We start from the raw sequence: 15842 nt of genomic DNA on the forward strand, positions 1-15842 counted from the left end.
GAATTAGAGTCGTGGAGGTAGAGCACTGATTGGGTGCGGGGCCCGCAAGGGTTACCAAGCTCAGTCAAACTCCGAATGCCATAGACTTATATCCGGGAGTCAGACAGTGAGTGCTAAGATCCATTGTCAAGAGGGAAACAGCCCAGACCATCAGCTAAGGTCCCCAAGTGTGTGTTAAGTGGGAAAGGATGTGGAGTTGCACAGACAACCAGGATGTTGGCTTAGAAGCAGCCACCATTTAAAGAGTGCGTAATAGCTCACTGGTCGAGTGACTCTGCGCCGAAAATGTAACGGGGCTAAACACACCACCGAAGCTATGGCTTGATGCTTTGCATCAGGGGTAGGGGAGCGTTGTATGTAGGTTGAAGGTGTACCGTAAGGAGCGCTGGACAGCATACAAGTGAGAATGCCGGTATGAGTAACGAAAAGATCAGTGAGAATCTGATCCGCCGAAAGCCCAAGGTTTCCTGAGGAAGGTTCGTCCGCTCAGGGTAAGTCGGGACCTAAGGTGAGGCCGAAAGGCGTAATCGAAGGACAACAGGTTGAAATTCCTGTACCACCGTAAACCGTTATGAACGATGGGGTGACGCAGGAGGGTAGTGACGCGGACTGATGGATGTCCGTCCAAGCAGTGAGGCTGATGTGTAGGCAAATCCGCACATCGTTAAGGCTAGGCTGTGATGGGGAGTGAAAATTATAGTAGCGAAGGTCATGATCTCACACTGCCAAGAAAAGCCTCTAGTCAGGTGAAGGTGCCCGTACCGCAAACCGACACAGGTAGGCGAGAAGAGAATTCTAAGGCGCGCGGAAGAACTCTCGTTAAGGAACTCGGCAAAATGACCCCGTAACTTCGGGAGAAGGGGTGCCCCGGTAGTGTGAATAGCACGAGGGGGCCGCAGTGAAAAGGCCCAAGCGACTGTTTAACAAAAACACAGGTCTGTGCGAAGCCGTAAGGCGAAGTATACGGGCTGACGCCTGCCCGGTGCTGGAAGGTTAAGGGGAGTGGTTAGGAGCAATCCGAAGCTATGAACCGAAGCCCCAGTAAACGGCGGCCGTAACTATAACGGTCCTAAGGTAGCGAAATTCCTTGTCAGGTAAATTCTGACCCGCACGAATGGCGTAACGATTTGGGCGCTGTCTCAACGAGAGATCCGGTGAAATTTTAATACCTGTGAAGATGCAGGTTACCCGCGACAAGACGGAAAGACCCCATGGAGCTTTACTGCAGCTTGATATTGGATTTGGGTACGATCTGTACAGGATAGGTGGGAGCCTAAGAAACAGGAGCGCAAGCTTCTGTGGAGGCGCCGTTGGGATACCACCCTGATCGTATCTAGGTTCTAACCTAGTACCGTGAACCGGTGCGGGGACAGTGTCTGGTGGGCAGTTTGACTGGGGCGGTCGCCTCCTAAAGAGTAACGGAGGCGCCCCAAGGTTCCCTCAGAATGGTTGGAAATCATTCGAAGAGTGCAAAGGCATAAGGGAGCTTGACTGCGAGACCTACAAGTCGAGCAGGGACGAAAGTCGGGCTTAGTGATCCGGTGGTACCGCATGGAAGGGCCATCGCTCAACGGATAAAAGCTACCCTGGGGATAACAGGCTTATCTCCCCCAAGAGTCCACATCGACGGGGAGGTTTGGCACCTCGATGTCGGCTCATCGCATCCTGGGGCTGAAGTAGGTCCCAAGGGTTGGGCTGTTCGCCCATTAAAGCGGTACGCGAGCTGGGTTCAGAACGTCGTGAGACAGTTCGGTCCCTATCTGTCGTGGGCGTAGGAAATTTGAGAGGAGCTGTCCTTAGTACGAGAGGACCGGGATGGACGTACCGCTGGTGCACCAGTTGTTCCGCCAGGAGCATGGCTGGGTAGCTACGTACGGAAGGGATAAGCGCTGAAAGCATCTAAGCGTGAAGCCCCCCTCAAGATGAGATTTCCCAATTAGTAAGACCCCTTGAAGACGACGAGGTAGATAGGTTGGAGGTGGAAGTGCAGTAATGCATGGAGCTGACCAATACTAATCGGTCGAGGGCTTATCCTAAAAGTTTCACGAAGTGAAGCTTGCATCGAAAGCATACGCTTTGAACTACGGTGTGAGGTACTTCGGAAACACTAATCGCAAATAACGTTTCGTATCTAGTTTTCAAGTGATCAAACACTTGATCCGTTTGGTGGCGATAGCGGAAGGGTTCCACGCGTACCCATCCCGAACACGACCGTTAAGCCTTCCAGCGCCGATGGTACTTGGACCGAAGGGTCCCGGGAGAGTAGGACGTCGCCAAGCGAAAAACCACTGTCGATGTAATCGATGGTGGTTTTTATTTGTTTACACGATTATTATCTATGAATAGTGGAGAAAGTGACGCTAACTGATGAAGATTTTGTTACCGATACAAGGAGAAAAATCAGTATAATAGAATTATTCATGAACCAAGGAACTATTACCTATTTATTTCCGGTTTGTGCAGGCTATTAGGATTTAAGGCCTGAATGGAAGTTTCTCCTTGAACCAGTCAGTGAAGCAATGATCTGATGCTTGGTTAATGTGGGGGAAGGAGGTTAAATACATGTTGCATAATAGTCGACTGCGGATTGCCGGAATCATATGTGCATGCACTATATTGATTATGGGATCAGCATGCGGGTCACCATCCCAGCCATCTTGGGAATCTTTTGATGGGGCGGCTAATGTGAAATCCTTTCCGATACCCAAGGAAGCGAATAGGACCGAGCAAACGAAGGGGAACAGCGATCTGGATTATGTTCGCTATTCACTGCCGGGGTTGAAGGAATCCGATAGCCTTCCAGAACCTTATATGGAGGTAATCGAGTCATGGGGCTGGAAAGAAAAGAAGGAAGAACAGAAGGGCTCATCTTTAGTGTTTGAGAAGGGGAAAAGTATCGTTCATCTTACGGTGCATGATGACTTTTTAATCATAACGGTACCTGCACCTCTTAAGAAAGAGGCGATTCAAGGATTAGAAAGTAAGAAATAGAAGACCTCATTCCAAAGACGGAAGAGGTCTTTTATTTTTGTGTATGTATGATTATTGTATGTAGTATGACACATCTAGGTCGCTAAATTTGAGCATACCATCCTTGCGCTGGTCCGAGAAACGAAGCAGAGCATAGTAACGTGGGGTAAGCAGCCAGATATGCCAAAACAGAAGCGATATCATGAACGACAACGGCGACCAGAAAGCCATGACACCGAACAAACAGAAGCTGATCCAAGTGGTATGGGTCTGTACTTTGTTAAAAACTCGGGAACTTATATGCTGGTCGGGCATATAACCGAGCCAAGGCGTTTTAAGGGAAAACCGCCATTTTTTTTGATAGGCAGAGCCAAAGATAAACAATACAGAACGGCCGATGACAAAATGGATCCATAGAACAAGTGCAAATGCTAGTAAGAAATAAAGAAAGCTGTCCCAGGACAGTATTAACATTTCTGCAGCGACTGCAGCACACGGAAGGATAAGGTATAGGGCCAAAATGTGCTTGGAAAGTGGTATTTTTTTGAGCAACCGGTATTGATAAAAGGTAGCTTGGCCATGAGGTTGTTCTGCCATCGAGCTTTTGGCCTCCTTTAATGGACATCGAGATAAGATAAAAGTCTTTTATGTTTTTTATCGGTCTGAATCTTATTTTTGTGAAGCGCTTTAAGTACAGACACCATGGAGAAATAAAGACATATACATATAAAGCAGAAGGAGACACTATGAAAAGGTTTAAAATAATAGAAACTGTGTCATACTAATAGTAAAAGGAACAAGGTGGGATGGCTCATGGAAGAGATGAATGAACACGTCTGTATTATATGCAGCCAGAATAAAAAAGAAGGAATTACCATTGTATCACAATTTGTATGCGAGGATTGTGAGTCTGAGATTGTGCATACGAATGCGGAAGACGCTAAATATCATTTTTTTATTCATCAATTGAAACAAATCGTAGTGCCCAATAAAGTTTAGTAGGACGTAATGTTCGAGGCCTGATATTAGTGAGGCCTTTTTTTGTTGTAGGTTGGACAAAAGGGGAGAGGGCATAGGCGTAAGTTTCATTTTACGATAAAATAGGGTAGAGGATTCTTACCGGAAGGAAATTAGTAAATGTATATGGACAAAGAGAGAACGCCGCTGGTAGAAGCACTGCTAGCGTACAAAAACAATGCCGCTAAATCGTTTCATGTGCCAGGTCACAAAAACGGGAAGGCGTATGATGGAATAAATGGAGCTGAGCAGCTTAGTGAGGTCATGAAAATAGATGTGACGGAGATTAGTGGAACAGATGACCTTCACCATCCGGAAGGTGTCATCCGTGAGGCGCAGGAGATGGCAGCTGATTGTTTCGGGGCGGAGGAAAGTTTTTTCCTGGTTGGAGGAAGCACCGCGGGCAATATAGCGATGATTCTAACCGTATGCATACAGCCCGGTGACCTACTCCTGCTTCAGCGCAATGTCCATAAATCGGTTCTGAACGGCCTGATGCTTGCTGGTGCAAGAGCAGTGTTTTTGGAACCGCAAATGGATGAATGCAGCGGTCTTACAGTTATTCCATCGTCAGAGACTTTGAGATCTGCGTTAGCTGCTAATCCGGAAACTAAGGGCGTCTTTGTGACGTCACCCAATTACTATGGGATGGGAAACAACCTGAGGGAGTTGGCTGATCTATGTCACAAACATGAGGTACCTCTTCTTGTAGATGAGGCGCATGGCGCGCATTACGGCATGCATCCGGATCTGCCGGAAAGTGCGCTGTCTTGTGGGGCTGATGGAGTGGTGCAATCGACACACAAAATGCTGGCAGCCATGACGATGGGTTCCATGCTTCACGTACAGGGATGTCTCTTGGACCGAAGTCTGCTTCGTCAGCGGCTCGCAATGGTTCAGAGCTCGAGCCCATCATACCCTGTGATGGCCTCGCTCGATCTGGCCCGGCGCATGCTGCACGCGCAGGGCCCTAGCGCCTTCACGGCGGGGCTCGCCGCCGTGGGCGCACTAAGGCGCGGCCTCGCGGAGCTGCCGCGCTTCGGGCTGCTGCAGCCGCCGCAGCCCGCAAACCCCGCCGCCAGCAGCGCGGCCGGCGGACAAGCCCTGCCGCTGCAGACGCAGGCGGCGGCATACACGCGCCAGGACCCGTTCAAAGCGGTCATATATGACCGCACCGGGTCCCTGAGCGGCTATGGACTCCAGCACGCGCTTGAAGCGCGCGGCTGTGTCCCGGAGATGAGCGACGAACGGTACGTCGTCTTGCTCTTGACGCTCGGGTCTACTCTGGAGGATGTTAATCACCTCTTATGGGCACTCCGGCATATTGTAGAGGAAGAGGAGGCTTCCGAGCCGCTCGAGGTCCTCAATCCACTGCCTTCCGAGCAGTCCAATGTTTCCACGTGGAACATTCCAGAAACGACTCTGTTATTTTCCGAGCCGGTTACGTTCAGCTTGACGCCTAAAGATCCGGAGCAAATGGAGTCAGTACCCGTTGAGTATAGTGCGGAAAGAATATCAGCTGAGATGATCATTCCTTATCCGCCGGGTATTCCTATTTTGTATCCAGGTGAACTTATCACGAAGAATACGGCTGACCGACTTGTTGCTTTAAGAAACGCCGGAGCGAAATGCCAAGGTGCGGGAGATCAATCACTCAAGACCATTCTCGTATACAAGAACTCTAGAAAGCAGGGGACGATATGAACCGCAAACCATTATTCATTACAATCGAGGGAGGAGATGGTTCTGGCAAAACAACGATGATCGGCAGATTGTCAGCTTATATGCAGAACCGTTCCATCCCTTACCTCATCACCCGCGAACCTGGCGGAATCGAGATTGCGGAGAAGATTCGTTCTGTTATTCTGGATCCGAAACACACGAGCATGGATGCGAGAACGGAAGCTCTGTTATATGCGGCTGCCCGCAGACAGCATCTGGCGGAAAAGGTGGAACCAGCGCTAGCTGAAGGATTGACCGTCATATGTGATCGATTTGTCGATAGCAGTCTCGTATACCAAGGGATGGCACGGGGGATCGGGGTAGAAGAAGTGTGGGCGATTAATCAGTTTGCTATTGAGTCCCGCATGCCTGACCTTACTCTGCTGTTCGATATTGATCCCGAAGTTGGTCTTTCCCGTATTATGGCGAACGAGGACCGGGAATTTAACCGGTTGGACATGGAAAATCTGGCGTTTCATCAAGTCGTGAGAGACGGATATCGTCTCCTAGCAGATCAATACCCAGAGCGAATCAAAGTTATTGATGCTTCCAAATCACCATCACAGGTGGAGCGTGAGATGATCCGGGTGCTTGAGGGCGCGGTTTTAAAGGATTTTTGAGGATGTTTGTCAAATAATAAAGACAAGGCATTTAAATGCCAAACTATGAAAACGGAGGGATTGCACATGAAATTAATTGTTGCGATTGTACAGGATAAGGACAGCAACCGTCTTTCGGCCGGTCTCGTTAAGGCAAATTTCCGGGCAACCAAACTGGCAAGTACCGGAGGATTTTTGAAGGCCGGAAACACCACGTTTATGATCGGGGTAGACGATAGTCAGGTAGAAAGCGTCATGAATGTTATCCGCACAAGTTGTAAAGTACGTGAACAACTCGTTACTCCGGTTACGCCGATGAGTGGTACAACCGACTCCTATTTGCCGCTTCCGGTAGAAGTACAGGTGGGTGGAGCGACTGTATTTGTTCTTCCAGTTGAACGCTTTGAGCATTTTTAACTCAGAAAGAACAAGAAATTGGCAGTCTGAGTAGAGAAAGCTATAGATATGCTAAGAATTCGGATGTTTTTCTTGCGGTATTGAAGCTTGTTACCAAAAGAAGTTCAGGTTCTGATATCATAATAAAGACATCTACCAGATATACGAGGGTAAGCATAAACAGCTTGCTTATCCTACCCTTTTACCTAGATTAACAGTAGAAGTCGTTTCTCATCTTATTTTGGGTATCCAGGCAACCCGGATCATAGATAAGTTTTCTATCGGGGGACAGGGTGCGACAAACCCGTGTTCTATGGGGAGCAGGCTGTCCCCGATATTTTATTAAGAGTACATCCTTATCTCGCAAGAAAAACTACCGCTAAATGCGGTCTGTCTTTTTTGAGGTACGTCGATAAACGTTTTTATTTAGAGATAAGAAAGTATAAACATCGGAGTAGAGTGCATCCTTATCTCGCAAGAAAAACTACCGCTAAATGCGGTCTGTCTTTTTTGAGGTACGTCGATAAACGTTTTTATTTAGAGATAAGAAAGTATAAACATCGGAGTAGAGTGCATCCTTATCTCGCAAGAAAAACTACCGCTAAATGCGGTCTGTCTTTTTTGAGGTACGTCGATAAACGTTTTACTTAGAGATAAGAAAGTATAAACATCGGAGTAGAGTGCATCCTTATCTCGCAAGAAAAACTACCGTTAAGTGCGGTCTGTCTTTTTTGAGGTACGTCGATAAACGTTTTTATTTAGAGATAAGAAAGTATAAACATCGGAGTAGAGTACATCCTTATCTCGCAAGAAAAACTACCGCTAAATGCGGTCTGTCTTCTTTGAGGTACATCGATAAACGTTTTTATTATGATTTATACAAAGGCGGTAGATTTCGGTGAAGATTAATCCGGGCTTCAGGCCCATGAAAAGTGAATTGTCGGTCCCGGATAGCAGTGCTAAACCGATTCCGCAAAAAACGTTCTCCGATATGATGTTCCTACAGGGAGAGAAGGCTTCCAAGGACGAACTAAATCGACAAATGCGCGAAATCGCACTGCAGGGTGATCGACTGGCTCGGGCGATGACAATTAGAGAGCTGAAGGCGTATCGTCTACTGGTTAAGAGGTTCCTTGAAGAGACGGTACGTCGAGGCGTATCGATGAAAGAAACACGAGGATGGGACCGTAGAGGACGCGGCAAGCGGTACAATGTCATAGATGAGATTGATTCTATGCTTTTGTCCATGGCCGACGAATTGCTGGAAAGTGAGCAAGGGAAAATCGAACTGCTAGGCAAAATTGGTGAGATTCGCGGAATGTTAATTAATTTTGTTTTTTAATAAATATAAGCATGTATGTGTTTATTTAGCATACTATCTTATATTTCTCGCAGAAACGGGATACTTCTTAAGAGACAACTCCTTCGCCTAAATAGGCCAATTAAGACCGACTTTATAAGCGAAAAGCCGTTTCTACTTGATACAGAAAGAGAGAGGACTTATGTCTTTTAACAATATATTAGGCCAGGAGGCTGCAAAACAGCTGCTTCAAAATGCCATGCGGCGTGAAGCAGTCAGTCATGCTTACCTATTCAGCGGGCCTGCCGGTGCCGGACAGCTGGAGACGGCCATGACTTTTGCCAAGGCACTGTTCTGCACAGAAAGTCAGGATGACGCATGTGGTCAATGTCTGGAATGCCGAAAGGTTGAACATGGCAACCATCCGGATTTGACCATGATTGCTCCCGATGGTGCCAGTATTAAAATCGATCAGATCCGTGAATTACAGCGGATTTTTTCATATCGGTCCGAAAAGAACAATCCTAAGGTCTATATTATAGATCATGCCGACAAGATGACGGTTCAGGCTGCGAACAGTCTGCTGAAATTTTTAGAGGAACCGCAAGTTCCGGCCGTAGCTATTTTGATTGCGGAGAATGGACAAGCTTTGCTTCCAACGATCCAGTCTCGGTCACAGACTGTGCCGTTTCGGGCATTAAATCCGGAAATGATGGAACAGGCGCTCGTTAATGAAGGTTATCCGTCAGCCCTTGTGCGTTGTGCGGTTCAATTGGCCTCAGGACTTGAAGGTTGCAGGAAAATTTTGAATGAGAATTGGTTTGCAGAAATTAGAAACGTAATGTTACAATTAGGGAAGGAGTCTATGAACCGTACTGGCACAGCAATGATTACCGCTAGTCAGAAAGTGTTCAAATCAGGACTCTCCGAACATCTGGATACACTGTTCAGCTTGTTCCACTTATGGTTCAAGGATATGATACATGTCCAATACGGAAGGCAAGATCGTCTCGTTTTCATAGATCAGGCGGAGTTTATCTCCGGTCACGCGTCAGCCCGCAGCACGGCACAGTGGGTCTCTTGCATGGATTTGGCCGCAGAGTGTCAGAAGAAGTTACGTTATAATGTCAACGGACAGCTCTGTCTCGAGCAGTTATTAATGGGTTTGGGCGGAACTCAGGCGTGAGACAACCCCCAATATCCGAGAATGGCCAATATGTACAGGCTAACAAGGGGGTTAATTTTTGTACAGTGTAGTGGGTGTCCGCTTTAAAAAAGCGGGCAAAATATATTACTTCGATCCGCTGGATCTTCCTGTGGAGAAGGAGCAATCCGTTATCGTGGAAACGGCTCGCGGTATCGAATATGGCCAAGTAGTTATTGGCAAGAAAGAAGTACAGGAATCGGATGTGGTTCTTCCGCTGAAGAAAGTGATCCGCATTGCCGGCGACTCTGACGCCCGTGTGGTCGAGGAGAACAAGCTGGCGGCAAAGGATGCATTTACAACCTGTTTAAATAAAATCCGGGATCATGCACTAAAAATGAAGTTGGTCGATGTTGAATTTACTTTTGACCGTAACAAAATCATTTTTTACTTCACAGCGGAAGGCCGGGTAGATTTCCGAGAACTGGTTAAGGATCTTGCCGGAATATTCCGGACAAGAATCGAATTGCGCCAGATTGGCGTGCGTGATGAAGCCAAGATGCTTGGCGGCTTAGGACCTTGTGGACGCGTACTGTGCTGCTCTTCATGGCTTGGTGATTTTGAGCCGGTATCGATCAAAATGGCAAAGGATCAGAGCTTATCGCTGAATCCTACCAAAATCTCCGGTCTTTGTGGAAGGCTAATGTGCTGTTTGAAATTTGAGCATGACAATTATGAAAGCGTTAAGGAAGAACTGCCGTCCGTCGGAAAATTGGTCGTTACTTCGCTCGGAGACGGTAAAGTGGTTGGCCTGAATGCGGACAAACGGACTGTACATGTACAGCTGTTTGAAGTCGGTAAAGTCAAAGAACTTCCTTTGGATGACGTTGTCATTAAGTAGACCAATATCACGGTTACTTTCGGGGTGTAGTCTTGGAAAAGAAAAACATTTTTGTGCGCATTCAAGAGATGGAATCACAGATGGGACAAATGCACAGTGAACTGGGTGAACTAAAGCTGGTCATCAAGGAATTGCTGGAAGACAACCATCGTCTCAGCCTTGAAAATGAACAGCTCCGGAAAGTTTTTAAGAGGGAAGTTCAGTCGGCAGAATCGGAAACGGCATCACCACGCAAGCAGCCTCAACTCGTCAAGAATGAGGAAAGCGGAGAGGATGTCGTCGGGGAAGGATATGACAATCTGGCCCGACTGTATCATGAAGGCTTCCATATTTGTAATGTCTATTACGGGCATTTGCGAACCGAAGGGGATTGCCTCTTCTGTCTGTCTTTTTTGAACAAATAAGAAACCGTAGGAGAAAACCGCCTACGGTTTTTTTCTGAAGAGATAAGAAGGAATAGACATCAGGCAAAACCTCCTTATCTCGCAACAGAAACTTCCATTTTAAGCGGTCTGTCTGCTTTGAGGTACTTCGATATGTGTTTCTGTTTAGAGATAAGAAAGTATATCTCCTGCTGTTTACATGATCATATGAATCAAATAATCCAGGAGCGGTTGTAGTCATGATCAACAGGGCGCAGCCGTTTCTGTAGTTTATATATTAAACCGATAAAGGATTGGGATTATGAATCAAGATATAGTTCTGCACAGCTCGGAGCGGATCGATGATCTGCTGACACATGAGCTAGGCATCATTCAGAGTGATGAGGTATTCAGCTTTTCCATGGACGCCGTGCTGCTTGCAAGGTTTGCGAATATTCCGCGTCGGGGCCGGATTTTGGATATGTGTACCGGAAATGGTGTGATCCCGTTGCTGCTTACTACGCGAAGTGATGCCGTCATTGAAGGGATCGAAATACAGCCTAGACTGGCCGATATGGCGAGACGAAGTGTGGCGCTGAATCATCTGCAGGAACGGGTGAAGATCCGGGAAGGTGATTTGAGAGAGCTGTATTTGGAAACAGGGCATGGAGTATATGATGCCATTACCGTGAACCCTCCTTATATGCCGCTGAATGGCAGTGATATTAAGCTGAATCGTCATCAGGCGATTGCGAGACATGAGATTCACTGTACGCTGGAGGAGGTTATTCAGTCGGGAGCCCGTTTGGTCCGTCCCGGAGGTAAGTTGTGTATGGTGCACAAGCCGCAGCGTTTGGCGGAGATTATCAGTTTGATGCAGAAGTATCGCCTGGAGCCGAAAATTATCCGTTTTGTCCACCCCCGTCTGCATATGGAAGCCAATATGGTGCTGATTGAATGTATTAAGGATGGCAAGCCAGAGGTACGTTTGCAGCCACCAATCATTGTCTATGATGATCAAGGACAGTACTGCCGCGAAATGATGGAAATATATTATGGATCAAGTGAGGGAAAATCATGAACCTGACCTGTCAAAATAGCTTTGAGGTACGTGTTGAGGGAAGTCCCGGATCATTGTATTTGGTGGCAACGCCGATCGGGAATCTCGAGGATATGACCTACCGAGCTGTGCGCACACTTCATGAGTGTGATATTATCGCCGCGGAGGATACTCGGCAGACCCGTAAATTGCTCACGCACTTTGAAATTCAGCCCAAGCAGCTGTTTAGCTATCATGAGCATAATAAGGGGGCAAGCGGTCCTGAAATTATACGCTATATAATAGAAGGAAAAAATGTGGCGATCGTCAGTGATGCCGGTCTGCCTGCTATTTCCGACCCGGGATCGGACCTGGTGAGACTGGCTGTTGCCGAAGGTATTTCGGTCATTCCTGTACCGGGGGCGAATGCCGCACTTTCCGGTTTAATTGCTTCGGGTCTGCCGACCGAACGCTTTACATTTATCGGATTTTTACCCCGTGAGCGGAAAGATATAATAGCTCAGTTGTCCTCCTTTCAGGCAGCACAGGGCACATTGCTATTTTACGAATCGCCACACCGGGTAAAGAAGACGCTGGAAATTATGTTAGAGGCGCTTGGGGACCGAAATGTAGCTCTCGCGCGTGAGTTGACAAAACGTTATGAAGAATTTGTACGCGGTCCAATATCGGAATGTCTGAGCTGGCTGGAGGAGCATCCACCGCTTGGTGAATACTGTATCGTTGTAGAAGGTGCCAGCGCGGAGGAAGAGCAGCGGGAGAGAGACGCTTGGTGGCAAGAACTAACGCTTGAAGCACATGTAGAGCATTATGAAAGCGAAGGTATGAGCCGTAAGGATGCCATGAAAAAAACCGCCTCCGATCGTGGTGTCTCCAAACGTGATATTTATAACTCACTGCTGAACAACTAAGGGATGAGGCAAAATTGTGTAAGAAAGTATCAGTCAGATGGGTGTGCTATCTTTAAAGGAAATAGAGTCGCGGGAGTTAAAAAAGAAAAAAAATACCTCCCTGCGGCTGGGTTCATAGCCGAGGAAGGCGTCAAGGAGATATGAAAAAGGTTAGAATTAACAATTTCGATTAAAACTATTATATACCATGTTTCTTAATTTGTCACAGGTGTTGGAATTTCTGAGATACATTCATTGCAAACAATTTTGCCTTTGAAGTAAGTTACGTTCTCAGCATTACCGCAGAAGATGCAGGCAGGCTCGTATTTCTTGAGCATAATACGCTCACCGTCCACGTAGATTTCGAGAGCATCCTTCTCACCGATTCCTAATGTGCGGCGGAGTTCAATTGGAATAACGACCCTTCCTAGTTCATCTACTTTTCTTACAATACCTGTTGATTTCATCATAACTGATTGATGCCCCTCTCGCCATAGTTTAAAAAAGTCATAATTCGACAATGTTCTCTTTTTTATGTTATTTATAGTACCAACGATTCCCAAAACAGTCAACCTATAAATTTGAAAATAAGAAACTTATTTACGAATATATAGTGAACAAAAGCCTTATTCTACTAGAGAAATGTCAAAAGTCTTAGGTAAATAAGCTTGTATATGTTCATGTCGATTTGGAAAGCGGGATTTTACGTTATTCGACATTATTCGACAATAGGTGTCAAAAAAAGTGGGGAAGCGATTTCGATGTTCAGGATAAGGAGATGAAAAGCATGCATTTACCGATTACGGAGGAAAAAGTATTTAAAGATCCGGTTCACAACTATATTCATGTACAGGACGACATGATCTGGAGGTTAATTAATACACCGGAATTTCAGCGGCTTCGCCGGGTAAGGCAGCTTGGGACTTCATTCCTAACTTTTCATGGAGCCGAGCATAGTCGTTTTTCGCATTCATTAGGCGTATATGAAATTACGAGAAGAATCATTTCTCAATTCGAACGTAGCGGTTATCCCGATTGGCCGAAAGAGGAGCGGCTGCTCACTTTATGTGCTGCGTTGCTTCACGATCTCGGGCATGGGCCTTTTTCTCATTCTATAGAAGAGGCTTTTCAAATGAATCACGAGGACTGGACTTGTAAAATTCTGCTTGGAGATACATGTGTAAATAGCGTCCTCCGAGAGGTGGCTGCAGATTTTCCGCAGCGGGTAGCCTCAGTCATCAACAAAACATATGAAAAGCCGATTGTCATCAATCTTGTGACCAGTCCGCTAGATGCAGACCGGATGGATTACCTGCTGCGCGACGCATACTACACGGGTGTTAATTATGGCACGATTGATATAGACCGGATATTGCGGATGCTCCGCCCGTATCGGGACCGGGTGGTGGTGAAAGAATCAGGAATGCACGCGGTGGAAGATTATTTGATGTCTAGGTATCAGATGTACTGGCAGGTTTATTTTCATCCGGTGACCCGAAGTTCGGAGATTATACTGAGGCAAATCTTCAGGAGAGCGAAGGAACTATTCCGCGAAGGTTATGAATTTAGTTTTATGGTAGAGCCGTTGCCAGCTTTATTTGAGGGAAATCCGACGGTGAGCCAATATTTGCGTCTGGATGAAGCGTTGATTCAGACGACCTTTTTGCAGTGGACGGCCGAGAAGGATGAGCTTCTGAGTGATTTATGTGGTCGGTTTATGCATCGCAGGCTCTATAAATATGTAGAAATCGACACCATAGATAGAGAGACCGTCGACGGAATCCGCCAGGCGTTTCGTGATGCGGGACTCCACCCGGATTATGATTTCGAGATTGATTATCCGACCGATCTTCCTTATGATGAATTTCATTCCGGATCGCCTGAGAGCGATAAACAGATTTTGCTGCTGGACAGACATGAACATGTGCGTGAAATATCCGAAGTATCTGATATAGTGCGCTCTATTAGCGGGATTCACCGCGGGCGATACCGTCTATACTTTCCTGAGGAAAAGGTGAGGAACGTTTTGAATACCTTGCCGGAGGATGTCAAAAGCGTCTTTGGACAAGGTTGATAAAATAGATACAAGTAAAGTATTGAACAGCTAGAAGCGGCGGTTATTACTGTGCTGGTCTGCGACAAGAAAGGAGATTGTTTATTTATGTTATTCGACACACATACACATCTGGATGCTCCCGAGTTCGACGAAGATCGTGAGGAGGTTATCAACTGTGCCTTGGAAGCCGGTGTAACCCGAATGATCAACATCGGCTTTAACCGGGAAACGATTCCTTCCACCATGAAATTGGCGGAAACTTATGATTTTATTTATGCGGCAGTGGGTTGGCATCCCGTAGATGCGATCACGATGAAGGACGGAGATTTGGAATGGATCGCTACTCTTTGCAGTCATGAGAAAGTAGTGGCTATCGGTGAAATCGGCCTGGATTACCATTGGGACACCTCTCCCAAGGAAGTTCAGCATGAGGTGCTGCGTAGGCAGATTGGTTTAGCACGGGAATTGAACATGCCGATTGTTATTCATAACCGAGATGCACATGAGGATATCGTGAAGATTTTGAAAGAAGAGAAGGCGTCAGAGGTCGGTGGAGTGATGCACTCCTTTTCCGGCAGCTGGGAAACGGCCAAGCAGTGCCTACATATGGGCTTCCATATTTCTTTCGGTGGGCCGATAACGTTCAAAAATGCGAGACAGCCAAAAGAGGTCTTAGCACAGGTCCCGATGGACCGACTGCTCATCGAAACCGACTCCCCTTATTTAACGCCTCATCCGTTTCGGGGGAAGCGTAATGAGTCTGCTCATGTGAAATTAGTGGCCGAGGCAGCGGCTGAGATTAGGGGCCTGTCTCTGGAAGAATTAGGTTCAATTACGACCAAAAATGCTCTGGAACGATTTGGTATTAAATGAAATCGAGAGTAAATGTGATGAAAAACAGAGCATTAACGACCAATTAAAGTTTTTTAACCGAAAAAGGCGACGATATTACAATATTTTAACCTTTTATCTGAAAAAATGTGGTTGATTGTTGCTTTACAACCTGCATAGAAACAGGATATCATCTTTTCAGTGATAAGAAGCTGATCGGAAAACGAACAGCCGAATATTTTATGAACCGTCTCGCTTAATCTCCGATGTTCGGAGAACGGGGGAACCGATACAGGAATAGCTGGCAATCATGCTGCGCTCCACTGTATTTGATTTCTTTTTGGGTCTTTGGGGTGAATTTGAAGGCAGCCGCCATGAGCGGGTGACTTGAGATAGGGCGTCTCTCTTACGCCCGAACCCGACAGCTAACTCCGTAAGCGTAAGTAAGAGAGGCAAACTCGTGCATGCTATTTTCCAGATTCCAGACATCAGGAAGCCACGAAAGAGTCTCTATAACTCTTTCTTTGGCTTTCTTTTATTTTAGAATATTGGAGACAGTATCGTCATACTTTTGGTAAACAGGAGGTGACGATCGTA

The 15842-nt window shown here is 46.6% G+C and carries 15 protein-coding genes, 2 rRNA genes and 1 riboswitch (1 of these 18 only partly in view); of the genes, 15 read left to right on the forward strand and 2 right to left on the reverse strand.

Features of this window, described 5'->3' with window-relative positions; all coding sequences use genetic code 11:
* The 3 genes from MNQ98_RS00050 to MNQ98_RS00060 form a co-directional block, all read left to right on the forward strand.
* Nucleotides 1–2036: ribosomal RNA gene (locus tag MNQ98_RS00050) — 23S ribosomal RNA — on the forward strand (it extends 890 nt beyond the left edge of the window).
* A gap of 126 nt (nucleotides 2037–2162) precedes the next feature.
* A 5S ribosomal RNA gene (gene rrf, locus MNQ98_RS00055) occupies nucleotides 2163–2279 on the forward strand.
* A 283-nt stretch (nucleotides 2280–2562) separates the two neighbouring features.
* On the forward strand, nucleotides 2563–2991 hold the full coding sequence (locus MNQ98_RS00060) for a hypothetical protein (protein WP_241931372.1): 429 nt from the start codon (nucleotides 2563–2565) through the stop codon (nucleotides 2989–2991).
* A gap of 51 nt (nucleotides 2992–3042) precedes the next feature.
* Here MNQ98_RS00060 and MNQ98_RS00065 read toward each other — a convergent pair whose 3' ends face one another.
* Nucleotides 3043–3567, reverse strand: coding sequence for a hypothetical protein (locus MNQ98_RS00065; RefSeq protein ID WP_208916797.1), 525 nt, complete (start codon nucleotides 3565–3567; stop codon nucleotides 3043–3045).
* A 216-nt stretch (nucleotides 3568–3783) separates the two neighbouring features.
* Between MNQ98_RS00065 and MNQ98_RS00070 the strand changes: the two genes are divergently transcribed.
* The 10 genes from MNQ98_RS00070 (at nucleotide 3784) to rsmI (ending at nucleotide 12379) form a co-directional block, all read left to right on the forward strand.
* Nucleotides 3784–3969, forward strand: a complete 186-nt coding sequence (locus tag MNQ98_RS00070; protein ID WP_208916795.1) for a sigma factor G inhibitor Gin — start codon at nucleotides 3784–3786, stop codon at nucleotides 3967–3969.
* Nucleotides 3970–4107: 138 nt separating this feature from the next.
* The gene (locus MNQ98_RS00075) at nucleotides 4108–5691 is read left to right on the forward strand and encodes an aminotransferase class I/II-fold pyridoxal phosphate-dependent enzyme (protein ID WP_241931373.1); all 1584 of its coding nucleotides are present in this window, start codon (nucleotides 4108–4110) and stop codon (nucleotides 5689–5691) included.
* Nucleotides 5688–6329: a dTMP kinase gene (gene tmk / locus MNQ98_RS00080; protein ID WP_208916791.1), complete on the forward strand. Its 642-nt coding sequence runs from the start codon at nucleotides 5688–5690 to the stop codon at nucleotides 6327–6329. Before MNQ98_RS00075 ends, tmk begins: the two co-directional genes overlap by 4 nt.
* A gap of 66 nt (nucleotides 6330–6395) precedes the next feature.
* On the forward strand, nucleotides 6396–6725 hold the full coding sequence (locus MNQ98_RS00085) for a cyclic-di-AMP receptor (protein ID WP_208916789.1): 330 nt from the start codon (nucleotides 6396–6398) through the stop codon (nucleotides 6723–6725).
* An 877-nt stretch (nucleotides 6726–7602) separates the two neighbouring features.
* On the forward strand, nucleotides 7603–8046 hold the full coding sequence (locus tag MNQ98_RS00090) for a YaaR family protein (protein WP_241931374.1): 444 nt from the start codon (nucleotides 7603–7605) through the stop codon (nucleotides 8044–8046).
* A 160-nt stretch (nucleotides 8047–8206) separates the two neighbouring features.
* Entirely contained in the window at nucleotides 8207–9190 is a 984-nt protein-coding gene (gene holB, locus MNQ98_RS00095; protein ID WP_241931375.1) for a DNA polymerase III subunit delta', read from the forward strand.
* A 58-nt stretch (nucleotides 9191–9248) separates the two neighbouring features.
* The gene (locus MNQ98_RS00100; RefSeq protein ID WP_208916783.1) at nucleotides 9249–10049 is read left to right on the forward strand and encodes a PSP1 domain-containing protein; all 801 of its coding nucleotides are present in this window, start codon (nucleotides 9249–9251) and stop codon (nucleotides 10047–10049) included.
* A gap of 32 nt (nucleotides 10050–10081) precedes the next feature.
* A complete protein-coding gene (yabA, locus tag MNQ98_RS00105; RefSeq protein ID WP_208916781.1) occupies nucleotides 10082–10453 on the forward strand; it encodes a DNA replication initiation control protein YabA in 372 nt (123 codons plus the stop codon).
* A gap of 280 nt (nucleotides 10454–10733) precedes the next feature.
* Entirely contained in the window at nucleotides 10734–11492 is a 759-nt protein-coding gene (locus tag MNQ98_RS00110) for a tRNA1(Val) (adenine(37)-N6)-methyltransferase (protein ID WP_241931376.1), read from the forward strand.
* On the forward strand, nucleotides 11489–12379 hold the full coding sequence (rsmI, locus tag MNQ98_RS00115) for a 16S rRNA (cytidine(1402)-2'-O)-methyltransferase (RefSeq protein ID WP_241931377.1): 891 nt from the start codon (nucleotides 11489–11491) through the stop codon (nucleotides 12377–12379). The genes MNQ98_RS00110 and rsmI overlap by 4 nt, the downstream gene beginning before the upstream one ends.
* A 194-nt stretch (nucleotides 12380–12573) precedes the next feature.
* Here the strand turns inward: rsmI and MNQ98_RS00120 are convergent, their stop codons facing one another.
* Nucleotides 12574–12828, reverse strand: a complete 255-nt coding sequence (locus MNQ98_RS00120; RefSeq protein ID WP_208916775.1) for an AbrB/MazE/SpoVT family DNA-binding domain-containing protein — start codon at nucleotides 12826–12828, stop codon at nucleotides 12574–12576.
* 317 nt (nucleotides 12829–13145) lie between these two features.
* On the opposite strand from MNQ98_RS00120, the gene MNQ98_RS00125 reads away from it, so the two are divergent.
* Entirely contained in the window at nucleotides 13146–14432 is a 1287-nt protein-coding gene (locus tag MNQ98_RS00125; protein WP_241931378.1) for an HD domain-containing protein, read from the forward strand.
* A gap of 87 nt (nucleotides 14433–14519) precedes the next feature.
* Nucleotides 14520–15287 carry a TatD family hydrolase gene (locus MNQ98_RS00130; RefSeq protein ID WP_241931379.1) on the forward strand — a complete coding sequence of 256 codons (768 nt, stop codon included), beginning with the start codon at nucleotides 14520–14522 and terminating at the stop codon, nucleotides 15285–15287.
* A gap of 201 nt (nucleotides 15288–15488) precedes the next feature.
* A riboswitch (cyclic di-AMP (ydaO/yuaA leader) is annotated at nucleotides 15489–15700 on the forward strand.
* Nucleotides 15701–15842 lie beyond the last annotated feature (142 nt).

Source organism: Paenibacillus sp. N3/727 (assembly GCF_022637315.1).
Taxonomy (GTDB): domain Bacteria; phylum Bacillota; class Bacilli; order Paenibacillales; family Paenibacillaceae; genus Paenibacillus_AQ; species Paenibacillus_AQ uliginis.